This window comes from Nocardia sp. NPDC058497 (genome assembly GCF_042720195.1).
Classification (GTDB): Bacteria; Actinomycetota; Actinomycetes; order Mycobacteriales; family Mycobacteriaceae; genus Nocardia.
The window spans coordinates 1-9,485 of the sequence record NZ_JBHXMY010000206.1 but is presented as its reverse complement, the minus strand read 5'-3'; the positions used below and the strand labels follow the sequence as shown (position 1 = coordinate 9,485).

At 68.7% G+C, this 9,485-nt stretch carries 13 protein-coding genes and 1 pseudogene; 10 read left to right on the top strand and 4 right to left on the bottom strand.

Annotation, left to right across the window (positions count from 1 at the left end; translation table 11 throughout):
- Window positions 1–81: 81 nt before the first annotated feature.
- Both ACFWPJ_RS15985 and aroQ read left to right on the top strand, forming a co-directional pair.
- A pseudogene (locus tag ACFWPJ_RS15985) lies at window positions 82–537 on the top strand (hypothetical protein); the annotation flags it as partial.
- 19 nt (window positions 538–556) lie between these two features.
- Entirely contained in the window at window positions 557–1,006 is a 450-nt protein-coding gene (gene aroQ / locus ACFWPJ_RS15980; RefSeq protein ID WP_378851920.1) for a type II 3-dehydroquinate dehydratase, read from the top strand.
- Here aroQ and ACFWPJ_RS15975 read toward each other — a convergent pair.
- Complete coding sequence (locus ACFWPJ_RS15975; RefSeq protein WP_378851917.1) at window positions 1,003–1,449, bottom strand: nitroreductase/quinone reductase family protein; 447 nt, start codon at window positions 1,447–1,449, stop codon at window positions 1,003–1,005. The genes aroQ and ACFWPJ_RS15975 overlap by 4 nt on opposite strands.
- A gap of 180 nt (window positions 1,450–1,629) precedes the next feature.
- On the opposite strand from ACFWPJ_RS15975, the gene ACFWPJ_RS15970 reads away from it, so the two are divergent.
- Genes ACFWPJ_RS15970 through ACFWPJ_RS15960 form a run of 3 tightly spaced genes read left to right on the top strand, consistent with a single transcriptional unit; the run spans window position 1,630 to window position 3,618 of the window.
- Window positions 1,630–2,559, top strand: a complete 930-nt coding sequence (locus ACFWPJ_RS15970; RefSeq protein ID WP_378851914.1) for an ABC transporter ATP-binding protein — start codon at window positions 1,630–1,632, stop codon at window positions 2,557–2,559.
- Window positions 2,556–3,392 carry an ABC transporter permease gene (locus ACFWPJ_RS15965; RefSeq protein ID WP_378851911.1) on the top strand — a complete coding sequence of 279 codons (837 nt, stop codon included), beginning with the start codon at window positions 2,556–2,558 and terminating at the stop codon, window positions 3,390–3,392. The genes ACFWPJ_RS15970 and ACFWPJ_RS15965 overlap by 4 nt, the downstream gene beginning before the upstream one ends.
- Window positions 3,382–3,618 carry a helix-turn-helix transcriptional regulator gene (locus ACFWPJ_RS15960; protein ID WP_189034374.1) on the top strand — a complete coding sequence of 79 codons (237 nt, stop codon included), beginning with the start codon at window positions 3,382–3,384 and terminating at the stop codon, window positions 3,616–3,618. The genes ACFWPJ_RS15965 and ACFWPJ_RS15960 overlap by 11 nt, the downstream gene beginning before the upstream one ends.
- Before the next feature lie 77 nt (window positions 3,619–3,695).
- Here the strand turns inward: ACFWPJ_RS15960 and ACFWPJ_RS15955 are convergent, their stop codons facing one another.
- Window positions 3,696–4,628: an NAD(P)-dependent oxidoreductase gene (locus ACFWPJ_RS15955; RefSeq protein WP_378851909.1), complete on the bottom strand. Its 933-nt coding sequence runs from the start codon at window positions 4,626–4,628 to the stop codon at window positions 3,696–3,698.
- Between the two features lie 93 nt (window positions 4,629–4,721).
- Here ACFWPJ_RS15955 and ACFWPJ_RS15950 point away from each other — a divergent pair, with 93 nt between their 5' ends.
- Window positions 4,722–5,105: a winged helix-turn-helix transcriptional regulator gene (locus ACFWPJ_RS15950; protein ID WP_378851907.1), complete on the top strand. Its 384-nt coding sequence runs from the start codon at window positions 4,722–4,724 to the stop codon at window positions 5,103–5,105.
- 54 nt (window positions 5,106–5,159) lie between these two features.
- Here the strand turns inward: ACFWPJ_RS15950 and ACFWPJ_RS15945 are convergent, their stop codons facing one another.
- Window positions 5,160–6,287, bottom strand: coding sequence for a glycerate kinase (locus ACFWPJ_RS15945; RefSeq protein WP_378851904.1), 1,128 nt, complete (start codon window positions 6,285–6,287; stop codon window positions 5,160–5,162).
- A gap of 89 nt (window positions 6,288–6,376) precedes the next feature.
- Between ACFWPJ_RS15945 and ACFWPJ_RS15940 the strand changes: the two genes are divergently transcribed.
- On the top strand, window positions 6,377–6,688 hold the full coding sequence (locus ACFWPJ_RS15940; protein ID WP_378851901.1) for a GNAT family N-acetyltransferase: 312 nt from the start codon (window positions 6,377–6,379) through the stop codon (window positions 6,686–6,688).
- Here ACFWPJ_RS15940 and ACFWPJ_RS15935 read toward each other — a convergent pair.
- On the bottom strand, window positions 6,682–7,443 hold the full coding sequence (locus ACFWPJ_RS15935; RefSeq protein ID WP_378851898.1) for a lysophospholipid acyltransferase family protein: 762 nt from the start codon (window positions 7,441–7,443) through the stop codon (window positions 6,682–6,684). The two genes, ACFWPJ_RS15940 and ACFWPJ_RS15935, sit on opposite strands and share 7 nt — an antisense overlap.
- A 106-nt stretch (window positions 7,444–7,549) precedes the next feature.
- Between ACFWPJ_RS15935 and ACFWPJ_RS15930 the strand changes: the two genes are divergently transcribed.
- The 3 genes from ACFWPJ_RS15930 to ACFWPJ_RS15920 form a co-directional block, all read left to right on the top strand.
- Entirely contained in the window at window positions 7,550–8,188 is a 639-nt protein-coding gene (locus ACFWPJ_RS15930) for a YqgE/AlgH family protein (RefSeq protein WP_378851895.1), read from the top strand.
- 68 nt (window positions 8,189–8,256) lie between these two features.
- Window positions 8,257–8,766: a sigma-70 family RNA polymerase sigma factor gene (locus tag ACFWPJ_RS15925; protein WP_378851892.1), complete on the top strand. Its 510-nt coding sequence runs from the start codon at window positions 8,257–8,259 to the stop codon at window positions 8,764–8,766.
- On the top strand, window positions 8,763–9,485 hold a 723-nt coding region (locus tag ACFWPJ_RS15920; protein WP_378851890.1), incomplete at its 3' end, for an anti-sigma factor family protein. The genes ACFWPJ_RS15925 and ACFWPJ_RS15920, both read left to right, overlap by 4 nt.

Below are 9,485 nucleotides of genomic sequence, written 5' to 3'. Positions count from 1 at the left end.
GGTGGCACTAATTATTAACCCCCCACCCGGGCCCCCCCCCCCCTCTGGTTCGCCGTACTTTGCCCCGCCGATTGTTAACCGGGCCCGCCTGTTAAAAAAATCGACCGCGACGAGATCGTGGTAATCGGCGAACTCCCGATCCCACAGCCCACATCCGCCGACGCCGGCGCACCGCCGGTGTCGGCGGCAACGAAAGAGGGTGCGCTCGCGCGCTTCCGCGAGTCCACCCGCCCTGCCCGGATGCAGATCGCCGACGAGGCCCAGCGCCGCTACGGGCGCAGTGTCGCCTGGGGCGTCCGGGTCGACGGTGAGCGAATCCTGTTCACCCACCTCGCCGTTCCGGTGATGACCCGGCTGCGCCAGCCCGAACGTCAGGTCCTCGACACCCTGATCGACGCGGGCGTCGCCCGCTCCCGCGCCGACGCGCTGGCCTGGACGGTGAAACTGGCGGGCAAGCACGCCGAGAGCTGGCTCGCCGAACTACGCGAGGCCATGCGCAAGGTCGACGGCCTGCGCTCGGAGGGCCCGCAGGGCTGAGTGAATTAAGGTGGCCTGCATGGCAGACACCGTGCAGGCCACCGGCCCGATTCTCGTGCTCAACGGGCCGAATCTGAACATGCTCGGCACCCGCCAGCCGGAGATCTACGGCGCCGACACCCTCGACGACGTGGTCGCGCTCTGCGAGCGGACAGCCGCCCGGTTCGGGCGTGAGGTCGTCGCGTTCCAGTCGAATCACGAAGGCGCCCTGATCGACCGGATCCAGCAGGCCCGCGGTGAGGTCTCGGCGATCGTGATCAATCCGGGTGGGCTCACCCATACCTCGGTGGCGTTGCGTGACGCCCTGGTGATTCCCGAGGTGCCGATCGTCGAGGTGCACATCAGCAATGTGCATGCCCGCGAGGAGTTCCGGCACCACTCGTTCGTCTCCCCGATCGCGACCGCGGTGATCGCGGGCCTCGGCATCCAGGGCTACGCCGCGGCGATCGAGTTTTTGAGCAAGGCCTAGGCGAGCCGGAAGACCGGGAAACCCGGTGCGATCGCGGCGAGTTCGCCGTCGGTCGAGTCCTTGGTGACGCCTTCGAAGAACTTGCCGACCTCCCAGCCCCACTTCTCCAGGTAGAGCCGCAGCATCGGCACCTTGTCGGCGTCGGCGACCTCGGTGGCGGTGAACTGTTCGACCTTGCGGCCCAGGCGCAGTTCGCCGTCGCCCGCGACGCGCAGGTTGCGCACCCACTGGACATGACCGCGCGGGGCGACCAGGTAGCGCGCGCCGTCGGCGCCGGTCATCACGTTGACCATCGTGGTGCGCCATTCACCGCTCTTGCGACCGCGCACGGCCAGCAGCCGCGAGCCCATGACGCTGATCCCGAGCTTGGGCAGCAGGTTGGCGATCTTGTTCACGATCGGGTCGAGGCCGGTGGGGCCGATGTAGCGGGTGGCGTTGTCCATGCTGATCACTCCTGAACCGTGAGCACTGCTCTCTGTTGAGTACAAGCATGCGCGCCGCTCGATCGATTGTCAAGAGCAGTGCTCTCGTTTTCTGAAATGTCCATTTCTCTCGAAGTATTGCCGCGATGAAATGTAGTATGTATGCTACATATCATCGAAGGTCGATGATTGGGAGGACTCATGGCTTCGAGTAACGGCGTTGTTCTCGACGTCCAGCAACTACGGATGCGGTACGACGACACCGACGTCCTGCACGATGTGACATTTCAGGCCGAGCGCGGGGAGGTGCTCGTCATGCTCGGGCCCAACGGCGCGGGCAAAACCACCACGATCGAGATCCTCGAGGGGTTTCGCAGGAGGTCGGCCGGCCGGGTCGACGTGCTGGGTACCGATCCCGAACACGGTGACGAACAGTGGCGCGCGCGCATCGGCGTGGTGCTGCAATCCTGGCGTGATCACGCCAAATGGCGAGTGCGCGAACTGCTTCAGCATCTCGGCTCGTTCTACGTTCCCTATTCGACCCAGCGCACCCAACGGCCGTGGGACACCGACGCACTCATCGAGCTGGTCGGCCTCACCGAGCACGCGGGCGCCAAGATCGCCACACTCTCCGGCGGCCAGCGGCGCAGGCTGGACGTGGCGATCGGCATCGTCGGCAAGCCCGACCTGCTGTTCATGGACGAACCGACCGCCGGCTTCGACCCGGCCGCGCGCCGCGACTTCCACGATCTGGTGCACCGGCTGGCCGACCTGGAGGAGACCACCGTCCTGCTCACCACGCACGACCTGGACGAGGCGGAGAAGCTCGCCGACCGGATCCTGATCCTGGCCGGTGGCCGCATCATCGCCGATGGATCACCGGACGAACTGTCCCGCTCGATCGCGGGCGAGGCCCAGGTGAGCTGGACCGTCGACGGTCAGCGTTTCGTGCACACCACCACCGAGTCGACCAAGTATGTGCACGAGCTGTTCAAACAGCACGGCGAGGCGATCGCCGATCTCGAGGTGCGCCGCGCCTCGCTCGAAGACACCTATATGACCCTGGTCCGGCGCGCGGAATCCGGCGAGGACGCCGCCACGGTCCACACTCTCGCGGAGGTCACCCGATGAGCGCCACCCGGATCGGCATCACCCGCGGCCTGATCGAGCTGCGGCAGAGCTACACCAGTGCCCCCGATCTGATCGGCCAGTTCCTCACGCCCGCCATCAGCCTCGGCGTGCTGTTCCTGCTGCGCAACCGCATGTACGGCGACTCCGGACTGTCGATCGCCGAGCTGGCTGTCCCCGGCCTGCTCGGCAGCATCATCGCGTTCAACGGCATGTACGCGCTGCTCAACGTGCTGGTGCTGGATCGGGAGGACGGCACGCTCCTGCGTGCCAAGGCGATACCGAAGGGCATGGTCGGCTACTTCACCGGCAAGATCGTGTCCACCGCGGGCGCGGTGATCGCGCAGGTCGTTATCGTGCTCGGTGTGGGCATGGTGATCATCGGCGGCTCCTCGCTGAGCGGACTCGGCGCGGTGGCGACCTTCGCGTGGGTGGTGGCGCTCGGCCTGCTGGCCGTGCTGCCGTTCGGCGCGATCCTCGGCAGCTTCCTCGACACCCGCACCGCGTTCCTGCTGACGATGCCGCTGATGGGTCTGATCGCGATCTCGGGCATCTTCTACCCGATCACCGCGCTGCCCGGCTGGCTGCAAGTGGTGGGTCAGCTGTTCCCGATGTACTGGCTCGGCCTCGGCATGCGCTCGGCGCTACTGCCCGCCGACGCGGCGGCCATCGAGATCGATCAGTCCTGGCGGCATCTGGAAACCGTTGCGGTGCTGGGTGTCTGGGCAGTCGTCGGCCTGATCGTCGCCCCGATCGTGCTGCGGCGCATGGCCGGTCACGAATCCGGCTCGACCATGGCGGCCCGCCGGGACAAGGCGATGCAGCGTGCCTTCTGAGGTCATCTACAACCGCATCGCGATGCTGCGCGCCGAGCGCGGCATCTCGCGGCGGGACCTGGCCGAGGCGCTGGGCGTGCACTACCAGACCGTCGGCTACCTCGAACGGGGCGAATACAGCCCCAGCCTGCATCTCGCCCTGCGGATCGCGGCCTATTTCGAGGTGGCGGTGGAGGTGGTGTTCTCCACCGAACCGTTCCCCCGGTTGGGCGCCGAGACAGCGTGAAGACCGGAACCGTCCGGCACTCGAGGGTGCCGGACGGTTTCGTGCTCCGATGACAGCGGCCGCGCCCCTGGCCGAGATCAGCTCGCCTCGCCGCGCATCAATTCGTAGGTCGAGACCGGCTTGCCCGCCGCCTCGCTGGCGGCGACCGCCTTGCGCCAGTACTGCTGCGACAGGTGCGAGAACCCCGAGTCGACGCCGACCTCCTCGCTGGCGTCGATGATGTGCTGCGCGCCGGCGACCATCATCTTCAGCGACGCCAGTTCCGCCCAGCCACCGTTCTGGTTGGCCACCGAGAACTGCTCCATGAAATACGGAAACGCCTCGCTCGAGCGGACCGCGAACGGCACGAACTGGGCGATGTCGTGGCCGGACTTCGCGATCACCGCCGTTGCCTGATCGAAGGCCAGCAGCCAGGGGTGGAAGATGGTCAGTAGCGCCTGGTAGAAGACCTGCGCGAGGCCGTCGTCGGCGCCGAGGTACTCCTGCGGGCTCAGCGGGCGCAGCAGCTCGGCGTGCGTGTCGAACACCGCCTTCGGGCCGCTGTAGAAGATGTAGGACGCGGGATGCTCGATATTGTCGCCCGCCGACATCACCCCGCCGGAGAGGAACTCCGCGCCGCGTTCGCGGACCCACGCCGCACCGGCCCGCGCCTTCTCCGGCGAATCCGAGGACAGGTTGGCGATCACCTTGCCCGCCAGGGCTTCCGGTGCCTGGCCGAGGACGTCGTACATGGCGGCGTAGTGGGTCAGGCTCAGCACCGACACCTCGTTCGCGGCCAGCGCCTCGGCCACCGAGTCGGCGCGTTTGGCGCCGAGCTCCACCATCGCGTCGACCTTCGCCGTGCTGCGGTTCCACACGGTGACCTCGACGCCGGCCGCCAGGAAAGCCCTGACCATGGACTGACCCATCGGGCCGAGACCGAGGACGGATACGGAACGGGTCTTGCTCTGCTCGGACATGTGCTGCCCCTTCGGTTCTCGATGCTTGCTGGTTTCGGCGCCGAGATCCATGGTGTCCGCACGGGTATCGTCGGGGAAGACCGAACGTCGACGTGCGGTTGCTTACCCAGAGGTTCGAAATACGGTCAGAAGGGTGCACCGGACATGAGCAGTGACGCAGATCACGATGTATGTGGCATGAGCCTGGCCATCGATGTCGTCGGCGGCAAGTGGCGACTGCACCTGATGTGGGTGCTCGGCGGGGGACCGCAGCGGTTCGGGCAGATCAGGCGCATGCTCGACGGCGTCAGCGAGAAGGTGCTCGCGGAGAACCTGCGCCACCTCGAGAGCACGGGCGTGGTGCACCGGGAGATCTATCCCGAGATCCCGCCGCGGGTGGAGTACTCGCTGACCGATCTCGGGGAAACCCTGCGGCTGGCGCTGGTCCCGCTCGAGGCGTGGGGCGACGCGCACCGCACCGAACTCGCCGCGCATACCCGCACGCAGGCACCGGCCACGCCGGTGCGCACTGCCACTGTCGCGATGTGATGCAGCGCGCCCGGTGTGCGCGAGCGACGCCACCGGCGCGGTCCGGCTAGGGCATCACCAGCGCTCCGAGGCGATTCGCTCACCGACCCGTTCGAGCAGCGCAGCCGCGTTCCTGATCGACAGGCGCGGGTTGGGTTCGAGATCGCTGAGCGCGTAGCACCCGGCGAATCCGGCGGCACGAATCTCACCGGGAGACAACAGCGTTCGCCCGACAGCGGCGACCACCGGGACACCGGCGGCCTTGGCCGCCGCGGCGACACCGACCGGCGCCTTGCCGTGCATGCTCTGATGGTCCAGCGACCCCTCGCCGGTGACCACCAGCGTCGCGCCGGCCACCAGGGCAGGGAATTTCAGCAGGTCGAGCAGCACATCGATACCGCTGCGCACCTGCGCGCCGAGGACGGCCAGCACACCGAATCCGGTACCGCCCGCCGCGCCCGACCCGCCGATCTCGGCGTAGCCGGTGCCGAGCACCGCGGCCCAATTGGTCAGTGCCGCTTCGAGTTCGCGCATCTGCGCCTGGTCGGCACCCTTCTGCGGCGCGTACACCGCGACCGCACCCGCTGGGCCGAGTAGCGGATTGTCCACATCGCAGGCCAGCGTGAACCTGGTCTGCGCGATCGCCGGATGCAGCCCCGCCCGGTCGACCGCCACCACGCTGCTGAGCAGCGCGACCGCATCGCTGGGTTCACCACCCAATTCGCGCCCGTCCCGGTCGAGCAGGCGCAGCCCGAGCGCGCGCAGCAGGCCGGCGCCACCGTCGGTGGACGCGCTGCCGCCGAGCCCGAGCACCACCTCGCGGGCGCCGTTGTCGAGCGCGTGCGCGACCACGACACCGAGGCCGAAGGTGTTCGCCCCGATCGGGTCGAGCCTGCCGCCGGGCAGCTTGGCTACCCCGACCGCGGCCGCCAGCTCGACGACCGCGGTGTCACCACGCACGGCGTAGACCGCGCGCTCCGGCGCCCCGGTCGGGCCCGGCGCGGCCACCTCGACCCGCTCCCAGCCCGCCGCGACGAAGGCGTCGACCATCCCGTCCCCGCCGTCGGCCACCGGCACGCACCGCACGTCGGCGCCCGGCGCGCGGCGGTGGATCCCGGTGGCCAGCGCCGCGGCGACCTCGGGCGCGGTGAGCGAACCCTTGAACTTGTCGGGGGCGAGCACCACACGTGGTCGGTCGGTCATCCCGACATTGTCCGGGCTCGGACGAGAACCCGCCATACACAGAGGCCGCCCGACCTCGAGGAGGGCCGAAACTACAGTAGTTTCGACGCATGGCGACCGAGGTCCGCAACAACACCGCGCTCGAGCGGTTCGAACTCACCGCCGACGGGGCTCCCGCCGGCTATATCGAGTACCAGGACACCGGGGCCGAGCGCGCCCTCGTGCACACCGAGATCTATCCCCGATTCGAGGGTCAGGGCATGGCGAACGTGCTCACCCAGGCCGCGCTCGACACCAGCCGCACCGAGGGATTCAGCGTGCTGCCGATGTGTCCGGTGGTCCTGCATTTCGTCAAGACCCACCCCACCTACATCTCGCTGGTGCCGCAGCCGGCGAGGGAGTTGTTCGGGCTGCCTCAGTAACTCGCGACGGCACCGTCGACGGCCAGCTGCAATTCCTCCTTGACCAGCCGGGCGATGTCGGCGGGCCGCTGCGGAAGTTCCAGCACCGGCGCACGGAAGTAGTACCGCGCCGAGACGGCCTCCTCGGCGGTGGGTTCCACCGTCGGATCGGGTCGCGGGCCATAGCTCATCGCGAGGGCGACCAGCGCGGGCGGCGCGTTCAGCTTGGCCGCGCGGAACGCGATGTGGCCGATCCCGCTACCGACGGGCTGCACCTTCGCCGGATCGACGTGGTTGCAGGTGCCCTCGGGGAAGACCGCCACGTGATCACCGGCGGCCAGGCGCTGCGCGCAGATGTCCATCATGCGCTGACCTGCGGCGTTGACCGCCCTGATGCCGTGGTCGCGGCCACGGAAGACCGGGATGCCGCCCATCATGTCGACCTTGCGGCGCTGGTCGGGATCGATGAACAGTTCGTCCTTGGCCAGCACCCGTATCCGGCCGATCTTCGGGCGCAACGGTGAGTACCACGCGGTCGCCGCGACGGTGTACGGGTCGTTGTTCGACAGGTGATTGATCGCGTAGACGACCGGGCGCCCGCTGCGGATCAGTGCCTTGAGCTGTTGTTTCGCATCGTCGGCGAAGGCCACCCGCGGCCGGAACCGGCGGGCCAGGATGGTATAGCCACCCAGCGCCTTCCACCGATTCTGCTGGTGTCGCAGGTAGTAGTCGTACACGGCGTCGCTGTTCTCGAGACGAACCTCGGGCGAGTGCATGCCGCGACCCTACCGGGCGCGCCCGCGGCCGCTTCGAGCAGAATATTTCCGGTCCAGAGCGGTCCGCGGGGAGCGCGCGACACCGTACCAATGCGATGATGGCTCGGTGGCACGCGGAGACGACCCGGACGAGCGCCGGACTCGCGACGGGCACGGCGATGACCGGCGGCGCGGGCACCCCGCGGTGGGCGTTCGCGCCGGCAATCTGCTGGTGTCGGCGATCGACCTGGTTGAACCGACTTTCCGGCGGACCGTGGTGTACGTCATCGAGCACAACGACGCCGGCAGTCTCGGCGTGGTGCTGAACCGGCCGAGCGAGACCCCCGTGCGCGATGTGCTCCCGCTGTGGGCCGAGCTGGCGGCCGCCCCGACCGACCTCTACATCGGCGGCCCGGTCAAGCGGGACGCGGCCCTGTGCCTGGGCACGCTGCGGACCGGCGCCGACATCACCGATGTGCGCGGGCTGCGCCGGGTCGACGGCCGGGTGGTGCTGGTCGATCTCGACGCCGATCCCGCCGAGATCGGCCCGCTGGTCGAAGGCATCCGGATCTTCGCGGGCTACGCGGGCTGGTCGATGGGCCAGCTCGACGGCGAACTCGACAACGACGACTGGGTCGTCGTCTCGGCACTGCCGTCGGATCCGCTCGCCACCGACCGCCACGACCTGTGGGCGAGCGTGCTGCGCCGCCAGCCGCTGCCGCTGGCCCTGCTGGCGACGCACCCGATTGAACTCGAACGCAACTGATCCCGTTACTCCTTCGACAGAGCAGGAGTGACACCATGAATATCGACGAGCAGTGACCAGGGCCGCCGATGAACGACGGTCGCGACGAACTGATGCGCGCGCTCTACGCCGAGCACGCTCCCGCACTCTGGCGTTTCACCCTCGGCCTGGTGCGAGATCCCGGCCGGGCCGAGGACATCGTGCAGGAGACGTTGCTGCGGGCCTGGCAGCGGCCCGCGGTGCTGGAACAGACCGAGACCTCACCGCGCGCGTGGTTGTTCACCGTGGCACGTAACCTCGCCGTCGACGAGCACCGCAGCGCGCGCCACCGCCGCGAGTTCGGCACCGACACCCCACCGGAGCAGGTCAGCCCCGACCAGTCCGACCGGGCGCTGGACGGCTGGCTGGTCGCCGACGCGCTGAGCAAGCTGAGCCCGGATCATCGCGAGGTGATCGTGCGCGCCTACTATCGCGGACTCGGGATGGCGCAGATCGCCGACGAGCTGGGCATCCCGCCGGGGACGGTGAAGTCGCGCCTGCACTACGGCATGCGCGCGATGCGCTTGGCTTTACAGGAGATGGGGGTGACGAACCGATGACCGATCTCGCCGACGAGTTCAGCACCTGGGACGCCGCCTACGTCCTTGGCTCCCTCGGCGCCACCGAGCGCCGCGAATACGAAGCGCACCTGCACGATTGCCCGCACTGCCAGGCGGCGGTGGCCGAGCTGGCGGGCCTGCCGGGCATGCTCGGCCTGGTCGATCGCGACACCGCGCTGTCGATGTTCGGATCGCCCGAACCCGCGTCACCACCGGTACCCGACCTGCTCCCCTCACTGGCCGCCGCGGCCGAAAAGCGCCGCAAGCGCCGCCGCTGGCTCGGTATCGGCAGCGCGGTCGCGACCGCCGCCGCCGCGGTGGCGATCGCCGTACCGGTGACGGTCACCGTCGCCAGCTCCGACACCTCCACCGAGGTGGTCGTCGCCAAGCAGCAGATGCGGGCTGTCGAACAGACCCCGATCAGCGCCTCGGTGAAACTGGTCCGCGACGGCGACCGCACCCGCCTGGTGATGACCTGCAGCTACGGCGGCGTCGACTACGGCTACGGCACCACCTGGACCTACGGCCTGGTCGTGACAGCGGACGACAAACGCATCCCCCTCGACCAATGGCCCGCGGGCCCCGGCACGGAACTGACAGTGGACCGCACCATCGACGCCCCACCGGAATCCATCAGCACCATCGAGATCCTGTCTCTTTTACACAACTCCGAGCCCCCGAGACCGTCATTCAGCGCGTGTGCAGGGGGGGGAGAGGGT

Coding starts and splice junctions, on each gene's coding strand:
- ACFWPJ_RS15945 (WP_378851904.1), bottom strand. CDS start 6,287: ATGACCGACCGACCACGTGTGGTGCTCGCCCCCGACAAGTTCAAGGGT.
- ACFWPJ_RS15975 (WP_378851917.1), bottom strand. CDS start 1,449: ATGGACAACGCCACCCGCTACATCGGCCCCACCGGCCTCGACCCGATC.
- ACFWPJ_RS15950 (WP_378851907.1), top strand. CDS start 4,722: ATGAGCAGTGACGCAGATCACGATGTATGTGGCATGAGCCTGGCCATC.
- ACFWPJ_RS15940 (WP_378851901.1), top strand. CDS start 6,377: ATGGCGACCGAGGTCCGCAACAACACCGCGCTCGAGCGGTTCGAACTC.
- ACFWPJ_RS15970 (WP_378851914.1), top strand. CDS start 1,630: ATGGCTTCGAGTAACGGCGTTGTTCTCGACGTCCAGCAACTACGGATG.
- ACFWPJ_RS15965 (WP_378851911.1), top strand. CDS start 2,556: ATGAGCGCCACCCGGATCGGCATCACCCGCGGCCTGATCGAGCTGCGG.
- ACFWPJ_RS15935 (WP_378851898.1), bottom strand. CDS start 7,443: ATGCACTCGCCCGAGGTTCGTCTCGAGAACAGCGACGCCGTGTACGAC.
- ACFWPJ_RS15925 (WP_378851892.1), top strand. CDS start 8,257: ATGAACGACGGTCGCGACGAACTGATGCGCGCGCTCTACGCCGAGCAC.
- aroQ (WP_378851920.1), top strand. CDS start 557: ATGGCAGACACCGTGCAGGCCACCGGCCCGATTCTCGTGCTCAACGGG.
- ACFWPJ_RS15955 (WP_378851909.1), bottom strand. CDS start 4,628: ATGGATCTCGGCGCCGAAACCAGCAAGCATCGAGAACCGAAGGGGCAG.